The organism is Paenibacillus pasadenensis (assembly GCF_023715725.1).
Lineage (GTDB): Bacteria > Bacillota > Bacilli > Paenibacillales > Paenibacillaceae > Paenibacillus_O > Paenibacillus_O pasadenensis_A.
This window is the reverse complement of sequence record NZ_JAMBOT010000005.1, coordinates 262,021-282,289: the sequence shown is the minus strand read 5'-3', so window position 1 is coordinate 282,289 and position 20,269 is coordinate 262,021. Positions and strand designations below refer to the sequence as shown.

Genomic DNA, 20,269 nt, shown 5'->3' with positions numbered 1-20,269 from the left:
GCATAATTTTAAAAGGCAAGATCCGGCGCAGCAGCAGCTTCCTCCTGCGCCCTTACGGCGAAGCGCACATTTGTGCAAATTGTGCGCATAATCGCCCATGCGGGATGCCGGGCGCGCCGTTATACTTGCCCTATATCAAGGTGAAACGCTGCCGCCGCTTTTAGTGTCACAGTGCGTTTCATTCCGAGAAATATAAGCTTCGTAAAATTTTACAATCTTATATTTCAAGGTTACCAAGTCAATAGGGAGTGAAGCAAGCATGAGTATTCGAATCGGAGTCATCGGAACGGGATCGATTTCGGAATTTCATTTAAGCTCTTATGCCGCCAACAAAAGCAGCGAGGTATACGCCATTTGCGATTTAAACCGCGAACGCGCGGAAGCGGTTGCAGCGAAATTTGGAGCCTCCAAAGTGTTTACGGATTATAATGAGCTGCTTGCCGACCCGGATGTCGATGCGGTTAGTATCTGCACATGGAACAATACCCATGCCGAGATCAGCATCGCAGCGCTTGAAGCCGGTAAACATGTGCTTGTCGAAAAGCCGCTCTGCCGCACCGTTGAAGAGGCTCTCCAAATTCAGGAAACGGTCCGCAAAACAGGCAAAAAGCTGATGGTCGGTTATGTGCGCCGTTATGACCCGAACGCTATGATGCTCAACTCCTTCGTTGAAGAGGGCGAATTCGGCGATCTCTACTTTGCTAAAGCGTCCTATATCCGCCGTATGGGCAATCCAGGCGGCTGGTTCTCCGACAAATCCCGCTCTGGCGGCGGCCCAGTCATCGACATCGGCGTTCACGTCATCGATCTGTGCTGGTATCTGATGGGCCGTCCGAAGGTCAAATCCGTGAGCGCCAACGAATATAAACATCTCGGCAACCGCGCCAACGTCAAACATTTGACCCGCTACATGGCGGCTGACTACAATGCAGAGCAAAACGACGTTGAGGATATGGCTAACGCCCTCATCCGTTTCGAGAACGGAGCCTCCCTGCTCGTTGACGTGAGCTTCTCGCTACATTCCGTCAAGGACGAGGGCATCGTCAAGCTGTTCGGTACAAAAGGCGGTTTCGAAATCGATCCGGCTGTCGTTATGGTAACCGAGAAACACGATACCATTATGAACATCTCCCCGCAAACGGACAGCTCCGGGCTGCAGATCGGCCGCGCCTTCCAAAGCGAGATCGACCATTTTGTCGACTGTATCGTGAACGACAAACAGCCAATCAGCCCGGTCGAAGACGGCGTTGAGGTGATGAAAATTTTGTGCGCGATTTACGAATCCGCAGCTAAAGGTGCCGAGGTGACCTTTTCATGAAAATCGGCCTGAGTACGTACAGCCTGTCCGGTGCAATCCACAAGGGTGAAATGACCGTGCTCGACGCCATCGATTTTACAGCTGACAACGGCGGCGAGCATGTGGAAATCGTCCCGATCGGCTTTGAGCTGACCCCGGAGCTTATCGGAGCGATTGTCGACAAAGCCGCTTCGCGCGGCATTGAACTGTCCAACTACGCCATCGGCGCGAATTTTCAAGGCCTGACGGACGAGGACTACCAGGCCGAGATTGAACGCGTGAAAAAACAGGTGGATGTCGCTCATGCGCTCGGCATCCGGTTCATGCGCCACGATGTCGCCAGCGACTCCGATCTGTCCATCCAGAACTTCAATCGTTCGCTCGACCGGCTCGCCGCTGCATGCCGTGAAATCGCCGATTATGCCGCCGGCTTCGGCATTACAACGAGCGTTGAAAATCACGGCTACTTCATTCAAGCTAGCGACCGGGTACAGGCGCTCGTCGCCGCTGTCGACCGCGCGAACTTCAGGACGACGCTGGACGTCGGCAACTTTATGTGCGCGGACGAAAACTCCGTTGCAGCTGTCCGCAAAAATTTGCCGATCGCCTCGGTCGTGCATGTGAAGGACTTTTATCTTCGTCCTTCCTACCGGAATCCGGGCGAGGGCTGGTTTACGACCGCCTCCGGCAACTTCCTGCGCGGAGCCGTCGTCGGCCAAGGCGATATCGATATGCCGGAAGTAATCCGCACGATTAAAGCTTCCGGTTACGACGGATACATTTCCGTTGAATTCGAAGGTCATGAGGACTGTCGGTTCGGCTCCCGCGTCGGCATGGCGAATGTCCGGCGCTTCTGGGAAGAAAGTTAGCTTCAACCTATAAAAAGGCTGCATTCGCGGCGCCGGAAAAAGGCGCTGCAAATGCAGCCTTTTTTATCACAACTATTAATCCTCTCTTTTCAGAGCAGCAGTCAACGTATGCATAAGGTAAAATCGGCGAACAGGCTTGACGAGCAAACCTATTGCCTGTTCATGCAGCTTCGGGACCAACTTAACGCCAAGCGGCGTTATGACGATAAGCGGTAAACTGCAAAGCTCCGCTTCCGACAAAAGAGCCAGAAACGCGCCCGATTCAGCGAAGCTATGATCAACAATTAGGACATCAAAAGCCGGCTCGCGCTGAAGCTGTTGAAGAGATTCAGCGGGACTGAGATTTGAAGTCACCTGGACGCCCCAGCTGCTCATTAAGCGGCTGAGAATGTTTGTCTGTTCTTCACTCTCGCCGAGAAGCAGTACTCTTCTGCCGGAGACAGGCTCGTGATTGAGCTGCACAAGGGGAGTTGGCTCGGCCCTCAGCTGCAGCTGGAGAAAGAAACAACTCCCTTTCCCGCTTTCGCTTGAAGCTTCCAGGCTGCCGTTCATCAGCTCCGCAAGCATCCGCGAAATATACAAACCAAGCCCGGAGCCCGGGTCTTGCTTGCGACGGTCTTCGTGAGGCCGGCTGTATTTGCGAAAAAGCATATCCTTTTCCACATCCGCCATTCCGATTCCGGTGTCAGAGACCGTAATCAGCACCTTCAAGGAGCCGTGTCTGTCTGACGCAGGCTCGCTTCTTACCCGAACCATAACACTGCCCTGATCTGTAAATTTAATCGCATTGCTGAGCAAATTCAGCACAATCTGCCTGATTTTCCCCGCATCGCCATACAGCAGAGGAAGCTCTTGATCCAGATCGAGCAGCAGCTCCAGATTTTTCAGCTGTGCCTGAGAAGCGTAAAGCAGCAGGCTGTCCTCCATTGTCGACAACAGATCCATCGGATGGACTTCGAGCATCATTTCGCCCTCATCCAGCTTGCTGTAATCCAGCATATTGTCGAGCAGCTGCAGCAAATTTTTGTTGCTCTCCTCCATAAAACGGATGTAGAGCTGCTGCTCCTCCGTCATTGGCGACTGCTGCATCAGCTCAGTCATGCCAACGGTTCCGTTGAGCGAGTTGCGCACCTCATGGCTCAGCATGGCAAGCAAATCGGAGCTGCGGTCCAGCTTCGCCTGATCGGACAGCTGCCGCTGCTTGAGCTGCTGCAGCTGTCTCTCCGTCTCCTGCTTGTGCCAAGCCAGCAGCTCGCTGCGCTTCTGCTGCCGGACGTTCTCGGCTTCAAGCTCAACGACGTACGCTAGGAACATCGCCATGGAGTGCAGCGTGCGAATCTCCCAATCGCTAAACGGATAGTCCGGCTTGTCCATTGCGCATAACGTGCCATACAGTGTGCCGTCCGAGCGGTGAATCGGCACGCCGAGAAAAGAGCTGTCGCCAAGCGCTTTCGTTACCGCCATCTCGGCTGCGGCGGGATGGCGCCGCGTGCTCGGAATTACAGCCGTGCCTCTTGCCGAGTTCGGCACAAGACTGCAATAGGCTTGTTTAAATGGCAGACTCGTTCCTTCCCGAACGAGCTGCCGGCTCCGGTTATGAGCTTTAATGATTCGATTGGTCCGGCCGTCATTGGTCGCGATAAACAAGGTGTCGAGATGCAGGACCCGGCTTAACACATCCAGAATATGATCAGCAGCTTCATCAAAAGAGCTGAAGATCAATTGCTCTCGATTCATTTTTCCACCCGTTTTCTTTTACGACGTTAATTGAATATCTTCATTATAACAGAGGGCACTGGGCTTTGATATGACTTGAGGCTCAGACAGCTGTGAAGCATCCTTAACGGCCATGTTCCATGCTGAAGGATATGATTGGTCATTTTTTATCGTGTTATGGTAAACAAGCACTGCACTCTTTCCAAAACCGTTTCGGTATGCTATGATATGTAAGCGTTATCAATTGTTATTTTAATATGTTCAAGGGGGAGACGGAATGGTTAACGTGCCATTAAAGGACCGCAACGTGTACGAGGACTTTGATGTTGAAACGGACATTCTGTACTATAAGCTCGGTTCCCTGGGTCTGGTCAGCTTTCACGGCAGCAACTACAATATAAAAAAGAAACTGTCTGCCGAACAGATTAACCGATTGCGCGGGATTGAGTCGTTCTATCCCGTAAACTCTGTCTGCTACATCAACACCGCACTGATCAGCTCCGTTGAAGACAGCACCGTCTTTTTCGGCAGCAAAGGTCCGGAAGCCAAACGCGTGCATCTTTCACGCTGGAAGGCCTATTTGTTGCGCAGCCATTTGAGCCGGGCTCAAAGCCATTCCGCTCAATAACCGACCGCAATCGCCTCAACCGACGAACAAGGAGCTCCCGCCGTCACATTTGTGACAGCTGGAGCTCCTTGTTCGTTTCACCGCTCCGGTTAAGGCAGCGGATGCTCGGAATCGGGGCGGCTTGATTTAAGTATTTTATATTCCGGCTCTGGTCCGTAAAGTTTGGAGTTAACCATGAACCAGCGGAATAGATGCGTTACAAATACTTTCAGGACAGCATATCCGGGAACAGCGAGAATAACGCCTAACACGCCGAACAGTTTGCCAGAGGTCAAAATGACAAAAATAATGGTAATAGGGTGAATGCTGAGCGTTTTGCCCATGATTTGAGGCGAGATAAATTTTCCTTCAATCAGCTGCACGATGGTCCAAACGGCAATCATTTTGAGCAGCATGACCGGTGAGGTGAACGCTGCGACGACAAGCGCCGGCGTAATTGCGATAGCAGGACCGATATAAGGCACAATGGCGGTGCAAGAAGCAACAAGCGCCAGTACAAGCGAATATTGAAGACCGATAACCAAATATCCGACATACAATAGTAATCCAATGCAAAGGCTAACGATGATCTGACCGCGGATGTAGGAGCTAATCTGATCATTGGATTCACTCAGTACACGCCGGGTTTCGGGACGAATTCCGGTTGGAAGCACCTTTAAAATGAATTCCGGCAGCTTTTTGCCGTCGCGCAGCATGTAAAACAGAATAAAAGGCAGCGTGACGAGCGCCAGCACAAATTCCGTCACTGTACCGATGAAGCCGCCAATATTGGTCAGTGTAGACTGGACAATTGTCCCGGCCCGCTGCGAAAGCTCATTCATAATCTTTTGAAGGTCAAAGTTGAAAAACTGCTGGAAATCCGTGGCGATATCGCTTCCGAGATATTCCGTAACCGTGTCCTGCACGTATTTCACATACATAGGAAAGTTTTGGATCAATCCTTCGATCTGTACGCGAATAACCGGAACAACGATGGTTATAAGCAGCGTCAAAAGGCCGATAATAATGATATAAAGCGCTGCGATGATCCATCCCCGCTTCATTCCGCGCTGTTCCATCCAGTTCACAAGCGGGTTCAGCAGGTAATAAGCGACGCCAGCCAGCAGCAGCGGCAGCAGTACGGTTTTCGCCAGGACAAGCAGCGGCGCAAATACAAACTTAATTTGTGAAAATAAGTAGATATTAACGGCAATCAGCAGCAATACGAGCAGAAACAGAACAAACTGGTTGTTAATAAAAAATTTGCGGAACCGGTTCAGGCGAGCAGCCTCCTGGCGTTCCTGCTGAGTTGAATCCACGTTTTTTCCCCCCGATAGCTCCAAAAATTACTGTTTCCCAAATCATAATCATCCAACGGCCTAACTGCAAATACTACGCAATGGATATCCTAGCTTATACGTCCGAAATGCCTTGGGGATTCAAGCCTTCATCCCTTTACGAACCATATGGTTCCGTTTATAATAAGTTTAAAGCGGTTTTGAAATGAAGTTTTACTGTATGAAACAGAAACCAATTTTGCAGCCAATGCCGGATTAATGGTTTCCCGGCGTTTTTGCATGCTCGCCGTGAGAATTCTGTTCCATGCCCTGCCCGGAGTCTCCCACCGCTCCCGCAGCCTACTTTCGTTTCAACAATTGCAAATCCGTCTGAGGGGAGCAAGCCAGATGCCATTGCAGAACCAGTATTCCGTCCGTTCTACGCTTGAAGTTGGCGGCAAGTCCTACACGTATTACCGCCTTCAAGGTCTTGAAGAAAAAGGACACGGATCCATCGCCAAGCTGCCAGTCTCCATTAAAGTCCTTCTTGAAGGCGCCATTCGCCAGTTCGATGGCCGCGGCATTACCTCCGAACACGTTCAACAGCTCATGAACTGGGCAGAGAAACGCGAAGACAAAGAAATTCCGTTCATTCCTGCACGTATCGTCCTGCAGGACTTGACCGGCGTCCCGGTTGTTGTTGACCTTGCCGCCATGCGCGAAACGGTCAAAAAAGCCGGCGGAGATCCAAAACAGATCAATCCGCTCGTACCGGTCGACCTCGTTATCGACCACTCCGTCATGGTTGACGCCTACGGTTCGCCTGACGCTCTCGAAATCAATCAGCGCATTGAATTCGAACGTAACGCCGAGCGTTACAAGTTTTTCCGCTGGGCGCAAACAGCGTTTGACAACTTCCGCGCTGTACCGCCGGATACCGGTATCGTCCACCAGGTTAACCTGGAGTACCTTGCATCCGTAGCGGCTACTAAAGTCATCGACGGCGAAACGGTTGTATTCCCGGATTCCCTCGTTGGTACGGACTCCCATACGACGATGATCAACGGTCTCGGCGTTGTAGGCTGGGGCGTTGGCGGCATCGAGGCGGAAGCCGGCATGCTCGGCCAGCCGCTCTACTTTGTCGCTCCTGAGGTTATCGGCTTTAAGCTGACAGGCATGCTCGCGGAAGGCGCAACAGCGACCGACCTTGCTCTGACGGTTACGGAAATTCTCCGTAAACGCGGCGTAGTCGGCAAATTCGTCGAGTTCTTCGGACCTGGCCTTTCCAACATCAGCTTGCCTGACCGTGCTACGGTTGCCAACATGGCTCCGGAATACGGCGCAACGGTCGGCTTCTTCCCGGTAGATGCCATTACGCTGAACTTCCTGCGGCAAACAGGCCGTACGGAAGAGCAGATCGAACTGGTTGAAGCTTACTACAAAGAACAAGGCATGTTCCGTACGGACGATACGCCGGATCCTAAGTTCACCGATGTGATCGAGCTGGATTTGTCCACAATCGTACCTTCCCTGGCTGGCCCGAAACGTCCTCAGGACCGTATCGAGCTGACCCAGATGAAGGAAGCTTGGAACAGCACTGTCCGCACTCCAGTCGACAAGGGCGGTTACGGACTTTCCGACGCCAAAATCGAAGAAGTTGTTGAAGTAAAACACAACAACGGCAAAGTAAGCCGCATGGGTACAGGCGCAGTTGTGCTTGCAGCTATTACAAGCTGCACGAACACCTCGAACCCGAGCGTTATGCTTGGCGCCGGTCTCGTTGCCAAAAAAGCAGTAGAAAAAGGCCTCGTTAAGCCGGAATACGTGAAAAGCTCCCTTACTCCGGGATCGCTCGTCGTAACCGACTATCTCGTGAAAGCCGGCCTCCTGCCTTACTTGGAGCAGCTTGGATTCCACGTTGCCGGCTACGGCTGTGCAACTTGTATCGGTAACTCCGGCCCGCTGCCGGACGAAACCAGCCAAGCGATTGCCGATAATGACATGACGGTTGCTGCCGTACTGTCCGGCAACCGGAACTTTGAAGGCCGTATCCATGCTCAGATCAAAGCGAACTACCTGGCTTCTCCACCGCTGGTCGTCGCTTACGCTCTGGCCGGCACGGTCAACATCGACTTCGCAAACGAGCCGATCGGTCACGATCAGCAAGGCGAGCCGGTATTCCTGCGTGATATTTGGCCTTCCTCCGAGGAAATTGCCAATGCCGCAAGCGCCGCGATTACGCCGCAAATGTTCCGCGACAAGTACGACAACGTCTACACGCATAATGAACGCTGGAACCAAATTCCGGTACCGGAAGGCGAGCTGTACGAGTGGGATGAAGATTCCACGTACATCGCTAATCCGCCGTTCTTCGATAACCTGGCTGACGGCATCCGCGATGTAGCGGATATCAAACATGCCAAAACGCTCCTGCTTATGGGCGATTCCGTTACGACGGACCATATCTCTCCAGCAGGCAGCATCCGTGCCGACTACCCGGGCGGCAAATACCTGATCGAGCACGGCGTCGAGAAGAAGGACTTCAACTCCTACGGCTCCCGCCGCGGTCACCACGAGGTTATGGTTCGCGGTACGTTCGCCAACATCCGTATCCGCAACCAGGTTGCTCCGGGAACGGAAGGCAGCTTCACGACTTACCTGCCTACGGATGAAGTCATGTCCGTTTACGAAGGCTCGATGAAATACCAAGCCGACAAAACGAACCTGATCGTAATCGGCGGTAAAGAGTACGGCACCGGCAGCTCCCGCGACTGGGCGGCTAAAGGTACGTTCCTGCTCGGCGTCAAAGCTGTTATTACCGAAAGCTTCGAGCGGATTCACCGCGCCAACCTGGTCGGCATGGGCGTACTGCCGCTTTGCTTCCAGGAAGGCCAAGGCTGGAAAACGCTTGGCATTACGGGCCGCGAAACGTTTGATATCGAAGGCCTGAACAATGATGTGAAGCCTGGCGACAGCGTAACCGTTACCGCTACCCGCGAAGACGGAAGCTCCTTCCAGTTCCAGGTTACGGTACGTCTGGATTCCCTTGTTGAGGTAGACTACTACCGCAATGGCGGCATTCTGCAAACCGTTCTGCGTCAAATGCTGAACGAGCAAAAATAATATTTATGCACAAGAAACGCCGGAGAGCCCTTAGGCTCCCGGCGTTTTTTTATATTTTCGGCCTCATTTCGGCCCTCCACTAGTCTGAAAATTGACTCTTATCACACTTCATTTCGGAATTTCCGCACATTTTTTTCTTACATAGCCCTCTCTTTCCAACGACATAATTCGACATTCAAGCCTGATTCAAGGAACCGAAGTATTAGATTTAGCGCTTCAATGGGTCAAAGAGAATCTCCCTCCTCCCTTCCGAAGGAACCAGATATGTCAGCTTTTCACGGGACTCCAAGCACGGGTACCAAAAAAGTGATCTAAACCGTATCCATACCAGAGAATCAATTATTAAAATTACCATTTTCTCTTATTTACCAAAAACTTTACGTCATGGTATAGTCATTTTCGCAACCTTAATCAACAATTAACAAAATGTTCACAATTAATGGTTGCGAATATTTATGCAAGGTGGGATGAATGTAGTTTGTTTCATCACTTTTTCATCACTTTTTCATCTTTTTTTAGTATTACAAAAAAACTTGTCAGGAGTGAATTTGTGTAATGAAAAAAATGGTTCCTACTCTTCTTGGCGGCGTTCTCCTGTTATCCTCTGCAGCTCAAATCCATGCGGAAGGACCAACGATGAGCGTCGTAACGGACGGTCAGCTTACCCCGCAATTCATTGAGGCGACCGATTCCAAAATCGCTCCGGGAACCTCGGAGGAAAAAGTATGGGCATTTTTGAGAGGGCAACAGGCTAAACTGGGCATTTCCGTAACGGATCTTGGAAATTCCATTCGAATCAAAGATAAAGAGTCTAACTCAGCCACCGGCATGGAACATTTCCGCATGCAGCAATTTGTAAATGGAATCCCGGTATACGGCGGAGACCAGACGATTCATTTGGATAAATCCGGTAAAGTAACTTCTTTCCTCGGCGCTGTTGTGCCGACTCAAAATAATAAAGCGCTGGCTGCTGCGGCTGCCGAAGCTCCTTCTCTTACAGCGGAAGATGCGATCGCTATTGCAGCGGATGAAGCTACCACCCGTGTCGGCGAGCTTGGCGAGCCTCAGATTGAGCCGTCTGCGAAGCTGTTTGTATATCCTGAAGGGGCTTCCTACCGCCTTGTATATGAAACAGAAGTCAACGTGCTTGAGCCTGAGCCGATGCGCACACGTTATCTCATCGACGCTAACGACGGCAGCATTGTGCTCCAATACGAAATGATGAACCATGCAACAGGCACAGGAACCGGCGTGCTTGGCGATACCAAAAGCTTCGAAACGACGCTGTCCGGCGGCATCTACTATCTCGTAGACCAAACGCGCGGCGGCGGCATCTATACTTATACCGGCAACAACCGCAGTACGCTCCCAGGAACGCTGTTAACCGACGCCGATAACAAATGGACGGATAAAGCGGCTGTCGACGCTCATGCCTATTCGGCAAAAGTATATGACTTCTTCAAAAACAAGCTGGGACGCGACAGCATGGATGACAACGGAATGGCGATCCGTTCGACCGTTCATCACCGCCTTAACTACAACAACGCAGGCTGGAACGGCGTGCAGATGATTTACGGGGATGGAGACGGCAATGTGTTCAGATCCCTGTCCGGCGACTCCGACGTAGTCGGCCATGAGCTTTCTCACGGCGTCATTCAATATACGGCGGATCTTCAGTACATCAACGAGTCCGGCGCGCTTAACGAATCCTACGCGGACATTATCGGCAACTCCGTCGAAGCGAAAAACTGGGTGATGGGCGAGGATGTATACACGCCTAACATTTCTGGCGACGCTATGCGCTCCTTCTCCAACCCGACTCTTTACGATCAGCCTGACCATTACTCCAACCGTTATGTCGGCTCCCAGGATAACGGCGGCGTTCATATCAACAGCGGGATTACAAACAAAGCGTTTTATCTGCTGGCGCAAGGCGGAACGCAAAGCGGCGTATCCGTTACAGGCATCGGCCGCGACGCTGCTCTGAACATTTTTTACAACACGCTTGCTTACTATCTGACTTCTACATCCAATTTCGTTGCGGCTAAAAACGCCACCATCCAAGCAACAAAAGATATCTATGGTGCGAGCTCCCCTTATGTAACCTCGGTTACGAACGCCTTCAAGGCGGTAGGCTTGCAATAATAAAATAAATGCCGGCGAGCCAATGGCTCCCGGCATTTTGTGTTATTCGCGTTTCTCCGTTATGTCCGTTGTCTCACTTTTGGCTGGCTGCAGTTGATTCCCTATTCCCTCAAGCTGCTTCAGTATCTCACGGCTCACCTTGAGCTGTTCACGATGCACGGCTTTCATTGCCACACTATCCGACTGAAGTTTAAGTAGCACAAATAATATAAGTCCGACCACGATAGCAAAATAAATGAGCATTTGCGACCTCCCTGCCTGTGATTGACGATTGAAGCAGCGCTTCCGGTGCTAATACTAAGCATAACCGGATTTTAACAAAGGAGATTTTACCATGGACTTCCAGGAAGAAACAACAACTTTTTCCAATAGACTCCCTGTACGTTTTATTAACACGATCGAAGAGATTGCCGGCACACATCCCGGTCAGCGGCGCGCGCATGCCCGCGGCATTTGCGCCAAAGGCGTGTTTACCCCATCTGGCCGAACGATCGGAATGACCTTTGCGGCGCATCTTCAGCAGGAGCCTTGCGAAGCTGTTATCCGCTTCTCCAACAGCGCACCTGACCCGGCCACCAGCGACCTGATGTCGCCAGTCAAAGGCATGGCCGTCGAATTTCAACGGCCGGACCGGCATGGCGTTAAGCCGGTTATCGTTGCTGCGACAATTCCGGTGTTTGTTACCCGGACGCCGGAATCCTTTCATGAAATGATGATTGCGGCAAGAGACTTGGCCAAGCAAGGCCATTCCTTTAAGGAAAGGATAAATGGACTTCTTCATCTTTTTCCGCATGCAGGTAAAGCACTTACGCTGCTTGACGACATAAAACCTCCCGCCAGCTTTGTTTCCATTCCGTACTATTCCGTTCATGCTTTTTACTTTGTGGATGAGAGCGGTACAAAAAGAGCGGTAAAGTATGAGTGGGTTCCCGATGCGGAGGCGCATATGCCGTTGATTAAAGCCGCAGTAAGCTCCAAGGATTATCTGGAGGACGAGCTGCGCGAGCGGCTTAATTCCTCTCCTGCAGGCTTTACGCTTAAACTGACGCTTGGCGAGGAAGGCGATTCTGTCGACGATTGCAGCGTGAGCTGGCCTAGCGAGCGGGAAACGATAGAGGCGGGCCATCTATCGATTCAACAGCTTATTGAAGAACCGGACGGGCTGTTAATGGACCCCACCGCTACAGGTGAAGGCATTGAGGTGACGCCAGACCCGATTCTGCTGTTTCGTCACGATGCGTATGCGGAAAGTTATAGGCGGAGGCAGGAAGGATGCTGACGCGAGTACCCGCAAAAGTTGAGACAAAAAAACCGCAGAGCTGCTGGAATTAATCCTGCAGACCGACCGCTGCGGTTATTGCTATTATTTCAGACGCATCCGATCCGCGCTGATTTTGTAATGCAGCGACTGATCGGTTTTCAGCTTATCAAAAGCGCCGAGATTTTGATTCGCAGGCGCTTGTCCGACGCCAACTTTGCCGAGCGGAGTGCGTCCGCCTTTATAGTAATTTTCGACTGCAAAACGCACACTAGGCACATCCCCGGCGATATCGTTAATGGAGAGCGCAAGCGTATACGTGCCCGCTTTAAGTCCCGCCGGCAGCGTAAAGCTTCCCGTGACGCGGTTTTTGAGCGGTTGAACGTCATAGCTTTGGGTGGCCGAATTCCACTTGTCTCCCGGAAGCCATTGGCGGATATCCGTGTTCTGGAACTTGCCTTTCCACGCGACCGATTTATCGGCTCTGAGCAGCGCAGCTTCAACCTTCCAGTTGTAATACATTGGCGCGGAGCCTGTATTGGTAACATCAAACGATACATCCAGCTTGCCGCCTGGAGCCGTCTGCTCACTGAAGCTCACTTCGTTGATGACATAACGGTACCCGAGCGTTTTTTGCATCTCGGCCGCACCGACTGCAACCTGCGGATCGTTCTGATCGTACTCCGAAATCCAGCCAAGGCTGGACGTATGGGTTTTGCGAATCCAATCGTTCAGATAAGCCGTATTATTTGGCACTTTCAGGCTGTCGTCCGGAGTTTCGCCGATATTGTCCCGCGTTCCCCAGTTATAGGCTACTTCGCCGCCATGAACCGCTGTTTTCCAGTTGTTTTTGGCGATAATGCCTTCGCCGGTCTCTGCATCTTCAGGCAGGCCGAAGGAATCCCAGAAAAAGCCGTAATTATAATTTTGGAACGTTTCCGGATAGCGAACCTGCACTTTTTTGTTTTTGAATGCAGTCTTCGCCGCATCTCCAAGCGCTTTCTGGAATTCCATCGTAATGCGGTCTCCGCCGTCCGCCATTACGGCCGGATAGATATGGTGCTCGCCCCAGTTGCCCCAGAGTCCAAGCTCGATATAAGCGACGCGGGAATCATAATCCCAGGCCTCGCCAAGCTTTTTAATAAAGCTCACGAGACGCTCTTTCACTTGCGGCGTCAGCCAGCGGGCCGCTTCCGCCTCTGGCGTGCTCTTGTCATGCGGAATATCGTTCGGCCAGTACTCGCCAACGTCAGGGTAAACGATAAAAACTCTAGGAATGACTTTGATGTTTTTCTTTTCAATTCCCGCCCACGTATTGTTGCTCCACAGTTTGATTTTTTCTACCGTGTCAGAAGCATTCGTTTCCAGATCCGAGTATTTAATATACTGTTTGTACACGGACCCGTATTCATGATCAACAAAAGAAGTATCATGCACGTACCGCGACGGGCGGAAGCCGATGAACGGATTTTTAAATGCTTCATCGGTTTCCTGCGGATTTACGGTAACGATTCCAGATTGCGCTTCAGCAGGCGGTACGAGACGCTCTCCTCCTGTTACAACCGACGTCAGCATTAACGCTGATGCGGCTGCCGCAGCAATTTTGATTCCAAGCTTTTTCATAACATGACCCCTTTGAATTTATAGCAAACGCTTTTGGCTTATGTTCGGCAGCGGATTCTATGTTTGCCGAAATTAACGATAACATAGCTTATTCGGCAAATCTCCATGTAGAAATTTACAGAAAAAGGTTGACCCTTCAATTAACTTTTAAATGGAATAGAGGGCGACCGAGTTTTCCGCTTCTGTTTCCTGTCAGAGAAGGTTAATCACCTAACACCAATCTATTACAACCTCCATATATTATTTTATCAAATAGGAGGTGATAGAGATGGCTATTCAATTTTTGGATCAACGCTTGTCCACTTATCTGATCGATAGCAGCGGTACCGGACTCATCGCCGCTACCCCGCTATTAATTGGAGATATTGGCCTCCAGGTTGCAGCCGCTCAAGACGTAAATAATGTTCGAGTGGCGCTGACTGGAATGGCGGGGATTGTAGCTAATTCAGAACTCGATGCAATCATTACGCTTGTCGTTGAAAAAAATGGGACGGATACGTTGGGTTCCGGCACCGTAATATTTAGTGAAGACTTTGAAACAAACTTTTTGTCTGCATTCAGCCCATTAGCCGTTGTTGCGGGTGACTCGCCTACTGCAGCGGAGGTATTGGCAGGGCAAATTCGCTATACCTTGTTTGCCAGCGCTTCAGCAGGAGCATTTGTAGTATCCGGTCCAGTAACTTTTAACGGCTCTGCTGCGGCTGGAACAACTTAAGGCCAGAAATTCCGTTATAAAGCAGTTATTGGCTGTCCCATTCACAAAAAGAAACAGCGGCATACTTAGACTAGAACATATAGTCTTAAGTTGCCGCTGTATTATTTAATCATCTATGTTCCTACTTTTAATACTCCAGACCCCATTGGGCGCGGACTGCGTCCAAAGTAGCCATAATGTCTACGCTTTCTTGAATCGGCATCACAGGACTTACCGTTCTGCCTTCGCGGATCGCTGTCATGCACTCTTGAGCCTCATGCACATATCCGTGGAATTTGCGGTCGTCCGTAACGATAACCGGTTCCTGATCTGGAATATGAAGCTCAACGCGGTTGGACCACAGGAATCCCGGGAGATAGATTTTACCCTTTGTCCCGTAAATCCAGGCTCCAGTATCCAGGTTCAGCTGAATCGATCCGTGCAGCGAAGCTGCTTTTCCGTTTCCATAGTCAAACAGTAAGGAGAACTGCTCGTCTACGCCGGTTTCGCCAATTTTCGCCACGCTGTGAATGCGCTCCGGTTTATCTCCAAAAACGAACGACGCAAAGGAGATTGGGTAAATGCCCACGTCGAGCAGGGTGCCCCCGCCTAGCTGTTTATCCAGCAGTCGATGCTCGGGATTCCAGCCCAAATCAAAACCGAATTCGGCCTTAAGCAGTTTTACCTCGCCAATGACGCCTTCGTCCAGCCATTTGCGCACCTGCACGATGGTTGGCAGGAAACGCGTCCACATGGCCTCCATGACAAATACGCCTTTTGCTGCGGCCGCCTCCATCACCTCGCGCGCCTCGTCCGCGTCCATTGTCAGCGGCTTTTCGCACAGTACATGTTTGCCGCCCGCAATTGCGTCGAGCATATTATCCTTGTGTACGGGATGCACCGTGCCGACATAAACAATATCTACCTCGGGATCAGCCGCTAGCTCCGCTGCACTCCCGTATGTGCGCGGAATGCCATGTTTTTCAGCAAACGCTTTCGTTTTCTCCGCGTTACGGCCCGCTACAGCCGTTACAACCGCACCCGGCACATGGCCGAGATCATTTGTAAAGCTGTCTGAAATGCCTCCCGGCCCCATAATTCCCCAACGGATTACCTGATCTTTATCGCTCATGATGCGCCTCCCTCTCCAGTTGCAGCTGTATGTCCCGCTACGAGTGTCTACTTGGACTTCATTCTGTTTCGCGGTAAAGAGGAAAAGTCCTGCCTGAACGCGTATTTTGTCAAGAATTTAAGAAATGCGCTTTATCGCGAGCGGGACGCAGAGTAAGGGACGTTGATAGGCCATTAGTAGAACTGCTAGGCTTCTATTTAGCCCGCAGGCTTTGCTCTCTGGCTTAGCTCTCCGGCGCTAACGCAACTGACAAGCGTTATTAGCGTATTTTGCACCTGTTTCAACTTCTAACGCAACTGACAGTCGTTATTTTGGCGTTTTTGGGCTTTCTAGCTACTCTTTCGCTCGAATAAGGCGTCTCAGTTGCGTTGCGCAGCAAAAAAGAGGAAAAACCTCGAATAAGCCCTTTCAGTTTCGTTAGAAATTTTACAGGATTCGATCAGGCCCCGTTTTCCAAGCCGCTCACGATCAAAATAAAAAAGCTTGTTAAACCGCCGCAGAGGCAGGTTTAACAAGCTTTTTTACAGGTGGCGCATCACAATTTGCTCGACATGCTCCAAATGAGCTCCCATCTCCGCTGCGGCCAACCCGGCATCACCGCGCTCCACCGCCTGCAAAATGAGTTCATGAGCATCAGCCAGCTGTCCGGCAACTTCGCGGCTGGCATATAGCTCCGCCCGTCGCACCGCGCGAATGGTGCGCTCGATGGGAGCCATGAGCGACTCGTACAGCTGCACCATCATCCGGTTATGCGTGGCATGGGCCAGCGCCAGATGAAATTCCATATCAAAGCGCTCACCGTCCAGATCGTCGCCGAGCGTCTGCCGCATGCCCTCCGCCAGCTCTCGCAGCCGGGCAATATCCCCATCGCTTCGCTTATGGGCTGCGAGCTGGGCGTTCGCCAGCTCCAACGAGCGGCGCGCCTCTAGCAGCTCCAGCAGCTCCTCGCGGCTGGCCTCAGCAGCGGCGAGCAGCGCAGGCGTTCCCGCCGCCATGCGCTCCTCCGGCGGGCGCACAATGCTGCCGCCGCCTTGACGGATGTCGATATATCCCATCGCCTTAAGCGCACTTAATGCCTCGCGCATCGTGGAGCGGCCGACGCCAAAGCGCTCGGACAGCTCCCGGGCCGAGGGCAGCTTATCGCCCGGGGCAACGCTGCCTTCGTCAATCAGCGTCCGGAGCTGCTCCGCAATCGCCTCATAATGATTTTGCTTGCTAAGCGGTTTGACCTGCACGGCATATGCCCCCTTCGCCCTTCATCCTAACCGATGATCAGAGCGTACACAATACCCGGCCCATGCACCCCGATCGTCAGGTCGTTCTCGATGTCCGCCGAGCGGCTCGGTCCTGATATAAAATGAATGCCTGCCGGCAGCGCTTCCCGTCCCGCCTCATCAAACGGCTTAAGCACTTCGCCGAGCCGCGTTTTGAGCCGGTCGCGCGGAATGAGCACAAACAGCGCCGTTGGCAGCAGACTGACGCTGCGTCCCTTATTGGCAGCTGACTTCACGACGACAGAGCCGGTATAGGCAACGGCATGATCGGCAAGCACCACGCCGAAATCAGCCTCCGCTGCATGAGCGAGCCAGCGCTCGCGGCTGTTTGATGCTGCACCGCCAGCGTTCGGCCAATCAGCCGTATTCGAAGCACTTACGCCCGGTGCTGCGTTGCCCGCTGTCCAATCCGCAGCGGCTGCGTCCAGCTCGACGCTGACCGCAGCCGCAGTATTTGCACCGGTCTCTCCGCTGTTCGCAGTGCCGTTCCCAGCGCTTGCACCCAGCTCGCCGCTGTCCGCAGCAGACTCGCCGTCACGGTTCCAGACGCGCACCTCCTGCTCCGGCAGCGCCGCTTCCAGGCCGAGCCGATCCAGCTCCGGCTGATCCTGGCGCAGCACCCGCTTCGCCTTCATCACACTTGCTTTCTCCGCAATGAAGTCTCGCGCCGCCGCCAAATCCGGCAGCTCCTCCACATATCCTCCAGCCGCCGTAAAATACTGCCGGAACCGCTCGGCGCGCTCCGCCTCGCTCCATTCAAAGCTGCGCCACAGCTCCGGCGCTCCACGGAACGGCTGCAGCGGCTTCTCCAGCTGGCGGGGCCGTCCGAGCTTAGCCGCGATGCCGTCCATGAACGATTGCTGACGCTGCTTGGACTGCTTTTCCAGCTCCTGAAGCCACAACCGGCGTTCTTCCGCCGTTACGGCCGATTCCCGTTTAGTGTCCGCCATGTCCGCTCTCTCCTTTCCGCTGCGCCGCCTCGCGGGCCTTTTTTGCTATTTCCTCCATGCGCCGTTTCGTCTCAGGGTTCATCTCTCTCAGCCCTGCCGTCAGCTCTTCCTCCAGCGTTCCCCAGCCCTCCCGGAACGTCTGCTTGGGCAATGCAGGCGTGACGCGGTACGTATTCCAGCCCTTAAGCGGGCCGATGCGCGCCTTAATCTCGCCGCCCCGGGCGACGAGCCGCTGACCGATTCTGCCCGCCTTAATCGCGGCTCCCATCAGCTTTGAGCTGCCGGCGACCGCTCCGAATCCTTTCATGCCAACCGTCTCCAGCGGATTTCCGCGTCCGGCCTCCACCTTGCGGCGGCGAAGAGAAACGAGCATGTCATGCAGCGGAATTTTGACCGGGCAAGCCTCGTAACAAGCGCCGCACAGGCTGGAAGCATTGGCGATATCGTCCCACTCCGCAACGTTGCTTTTCAAAGCAGGAGTGAGAACTGCGCCGATCGGCCCGCTGTAAGTGCCGCCGTAGGCATGGCCGCCGATATGGCGGTAAACCGGACAAGCATTCAAACAGGCGCCGCAGCGAATGCAGTTCAGCAGCTCCTGGAATTCCGGGTCGCCAAGCTGGTTGGAGCGGCCGTTGTCGAGAATGATAATATGCATCTCGTCCGGGCCGTCCGCATCCGCGCTGCGGCGCGGGCCGGAGATGCCGGACATGTACACAGTAAGCCGCTGGCCGGTCGCCGAGCGCGGCAAAAGCGTAGCCATCGTCTCTAAATCTTCCCAGGACGGAATAATCCGCTCCATTCCCATCAGGGTGATTTGCGTTTTGGGCACGGTGGATACCATGCGTGCGTTGCCTTCATTTTCGAACAACACCATAGAGCCGGTCTCCGCAATTGCAAAATTGCAGCCGGTCATCCCGATGTCCGCCTCCAGAAACTTCTCCCGCAGCTTGCGCCGCACAAAACCAGCCAATATCGTCGTATCCGGCGCGAGCGTCTCGCCCGCCTCGGCAGACAGCAAATCCGCGATCTGGTAGCGGTTTTTGTGGATGGCCGGAATGATAATATGCGACGGCGTCTCGCCAGCCAGCTGGATGATGTATTCGCCGAGGTCGGTCTCCACCGCTTCTACGGCGATTGACTCCAACGCATGATTGAGATGAAGCTCCTCCGTCACCATCGACTTGGACTTTACGACCGAGCGCGCTCCCGCCGATTCCGCAATGGCAAGCGACAGCGAGACGGCTTCCTCCGCCGTGGCGGCAAAATGAACATGCACTCCGTTCGCGCGGGCGTTATCGGCAAACAGATTCAGATAATAATCCAGATGCGCGATCGTATGCAGCCGGATTTGACGTCCCTGCTCCCGCCAGACGTCCCAGTTGCCATGCGCCTCCGCAGCATCCTTTTTGCCTGAGCGCAGCCGCTCAGTCGTAAACTTCACCGCCTGGCGGAGAAACTCGTCGTTCAGCGCCAGTCCCGCCCGCTCGCGAACGGTATCGGGCTGCTCTTTATGCGCCTTTTCCTGCGTAGGAACACTCATCCGGCCTTCACTCCTTCCTCAAGCAGCTCAGCCAAATGCATCACCCGAACAGGCTCGCCCCGGCGGCGTAGATTGCCCGCAATATTCATCAGGCAGGCCATGTCAAGACCGACGAGCACTTCGGCTTCGGTTTCTTTGATATGATCCGTCTTTTCCGTCACCATCGCTCCGGATATATCCGCCATTTTCACCGCAAACGTGCCCCCAAAACCGCAGCAGTCCTCCGCAAAAGGAAGCGGCACAAATTCCAGTCCGTCCACGCTCCGCAGCAGCTCCAGCGGCTCCTCCTTGACGCCGAGCAAACGGCTGCCGTGGCAGGACGGATGGTACGTCACTTTATGAGGAAAACGCGCTCCAACATCGGTCACGCCGAGCACCTGAACGAGGAACTGGGTAAATTCGTACGTTTTGGCGGCCAGCTCCCGCGCCTGGCGCTGCATCTCCGGCTCTTCCTTGAACAGCTCCTCATAGTGATGGATCATGTACGTGCAGGAGCCCGACGGGGAAACGACAAAATCGCTGTCGCGGAACGCGCTTAGAATCGTACGCGCCGTCTTGCGGGCCTCGTCCCAATATCCGCTGTTGTAAGCCGGCTGGCCGCAGCAGGTTTGTACCTTTGGAAAATCAAGCCGTATCCCTTGGCGCGCCAAAATGCGGGCCATCGCTTCCCCGACCCGGGGATAGATCGCATCGCTCAAGCAGGTGATGAACAAGGAAACTTTCATGAGTGCACCTCTCCAGAATAATTTATCAGGTTGTCAGAC

At 53.1% G+C, this 20,269-nt stretch carries 16 protein-coding genes; 7 read left to right on the top strand and 9 right to left on the bottom strand.

Features of this window, described 5'->3' with window-relative positions; genetic code table 11:
• The first annotated feature begins 259 nt into the window (after positions 1–259).
• Both M3223_RS14950 and M3223_RS14945 read left to right on the top strand, forming a co-directional pair.
• Positions 260–1,318 (top strand): Gfo/Idh/MocA family protein, encoded by a 1,059-nt coding sequence (locus M3223_RS14950; RefSeq protein ID WP_251562822.1) that lies wholly within the window; start codon positions 260–262, stop codon positions 1,316–1,318.
• Entirely contained in the window at positions 1,315–2,166 is an 852-nt protein-coding gene (locus M3223_RS14945; RefSeq protein WP_251562820.1) for a sugar phosphate isomerase/epimerase family protein, read from the top strand. Before M3223_RS14950 ends, M3223_RS14945 begins: the two co-directional genes overlap by 4 nt.
• Before the next feature lie 75 nt (positions 2,167–2,241).
• On the opposite strand, the gene M3223_RS14940 is transcribed toward M3223_RS14945, so the two are convergent.
• Positions 2,242–3,903 (bottom strand): ATP-binding protein, encoded by a 1,662-nt coding sequence (locus tag M3223_RS14940; RefSeq protein WP_251562818.1) that lies wholly within the window; start codon positions 3,901–3,903, stop codon positions 2,242–2,244.
• A gap of 256 nt (positions 3,904–4,159) precedes the next feature.
• Here M3223_RS14940 and M3223_RS14935 point away from each other — a divergent pair, with 256 nt between their 5' ends.
• On the top strand, positions 4,160–4,510 hold the full coding sequence (locus M3223_RS14935; RefSeq protein ID WP_251562816.1) for a hypothetical protein: 351 nt from the start codon (positions 4,160–4,162) through the stop codon (positions 4,508–4,510).
• Between the two features lie 89 nt (positions 4,511–4,599).
• Here M3223_RS14935 and M3223_RS14930 read toward each other — a convergent pair whose 3' ends face one another.
• On the bottom strand, positions 4,600–5,808 hold the full coding sequence (locus tag M3223_RS14930) for an AI-2E family transporter (RefSeq protein ID WP_251562813.1): 1,209 nt from the start codon (positions 5,806–5,808) through the stop codon (positions 4,600–4,602).
• A 366-nt stretch (positions 5,809–6,174) separates the two neighbouring features.
• Between M3223_RS14930 and acnA the strand changes: the two genes are divergently transcribed.
• Together acnA and M3223_RS14920 are read left to right on the top strand one after the other, a co-directional pair.
• The gene (gene acnA / locus M3223_RS14925; RefSeq protein ID WP_251562811.1) at positions 6,175–8,889 is read left to right on the top strand and encodes an aconitate hydratase AcnA; all 2,715 of its coding nucleotides are present in this window, start codon (positions 6,175–6,177) and stop codon (positions 8,887–8,889) included.
• Between the two features lie 555 nt (positions 8,890–9,444).
• Complete coding sequence (locus tag M3223_RS14920) at positions 9,445–11,034, top strand: M4 family metallopeptidase (RefSeq protein ID WP_251562809.1); 1,590 nt, start codon at positions 9,445–9,447, stop codon at positions 11,032–11,034.
• A 42-nt stretch (positions 11,035–11,076) separates the two neighbouring features.
• On the opposite strand, the gene M3223_RS14915 is transcribed toward M3223_RS14920, so the two are convergent.
• Entirely contained in the window at positions 11,077–11,277 is a 201-nt protein-coding gene (locus M3223_RS14915; RefSeq protein ID WP_251562807.1) for a hypothetical protein, read from the bottom strand.
• Positions 11,278–11,368: 91 nt separating this feature from the next.
• Between M3223_RS14915 and M3223_RS14910 the strand changes: the two genes are divergently transcribed.
• The gene (locus M3223_RS14910) at positions 11,369–12,313 is read left to right on the top strand and encodes a catalase (protein ID WP_251562805.1); all 945 of its coding nucleotides are present in this window, start codon (positions 11,369–11,371) and stop codon (positions 12,311–12,313) included.
• 84 nt (positions 12,314–12,397) lie between these two features.
• On the opposite strand, the gene M3223_RS14905 is transcribed toward M3223_RS14910, so the two are convergent.
• Positions 12,398–13,915 (bottom strand): DUF4832 domain-containing protein, encoded by a 1,518-nt coding sequence (locus M3223_RS14905; RefSeq protein ID WP_251562803.1) that lies wholly within the window; start codon positions 13,913–13,915, stop codon positions 12,398–12,400.
• 268 nt (positions 13,916–14,183) lie between these two features.
• On the opposite strand from M3223_RS14905, the gene M3223_RS14900 reads away from it, so the two are divergent.
• The gene (locus M3223_RS14900) at positions 14,184–14,630 is read left to right on the top strand and encodes a hypothetical protein (RefSeq protein ID WP_251562801.1); all 447 of its coding nucleotides are present in this window, start codon (positions 14,184–14,186) and stop codon (positions 14,628–14,630) included.
• 127 nt (positions 14,631–14,757) lie between these two features.
• On the opposite strand, the gene M3223_RS14895 is transcribed toward M3223_RS14900, so the two are convergent.
• The 5 genes from M3223_RS14895 to M3223_RS14875 all read right to left on the bottom strand — a co-directional run bounded on the left by M3223_RS14895 (position 14,758) and on the right by M3223_RS14875 (position 20,230).
• Positions 14,758–15,741, bottom strand: coding sequence for a Gfo/Idh/MocA family protein (locus M3223_RS14895; protein WP_251562799.1), 984 nt, complete (start codon positions 15,739–15,741; stop codon positions 14,758–14,760).
• Positions 15,742–16,262: 521 nt separating this feature from the next.
• Positions 16,263–16,976 (bottom strand): FadR/GntR family transcriptional regulator, encoded by a 714-nt coding sequence (locus tag M3223_RS14890; protein ID WP_251562797.1) that lies wholly within the window; start codon positions 16,974–16,976, stop codon positions 16,263–16,265.
• Positions 16,977–17,002: 26 nt separating this feature from the next.
• Positions 17,003–17,965 carry a LutC/YkgG family protein gene (locus M3223_RS14885; protein ID WP_251562795.1) on the bottom strand — a complete coding sequence of 321 codons (963 nt, stop codon included), beginning with the start codon at positions 17,963–17,965 and terminating at the stop codon, positions 17,003–17,005.
• Positions 17,952–19,505, bottom strand: a complete 1,554-nt coding sequence (locus M3223_RS14880) for a LutB/LldF family L-lactate oxidation iron-sulfur protein (RefSeq protein WP_251562793.1) — start codon at positions 19,503–19,505, stop codon at positions 17,952–17,954. The genes M3223_RS14885 and M3223_RS14880 overlap by 14 nt, the downstream gene beginning before the upstream one ends.
• The gene (locus M3223_RS14875; RefSeq protein WP_251562790.1) at positions 19,502–20,230 is read right to left on the bottom strand and encodes a (Fe-S)-binding protein; all 729 of its coding nucleotides are present in this window, start codon (positions 20,228–20,230) and stop codon (positions 19,502–19,504) included. The genes M3223_RS14880 and M3223_RS14875 overlap by 4 nt, the downstream gene beginning before the upstream one ends.
• Positions 20,231–20,269: the final 39 nt, after the last annotated feature.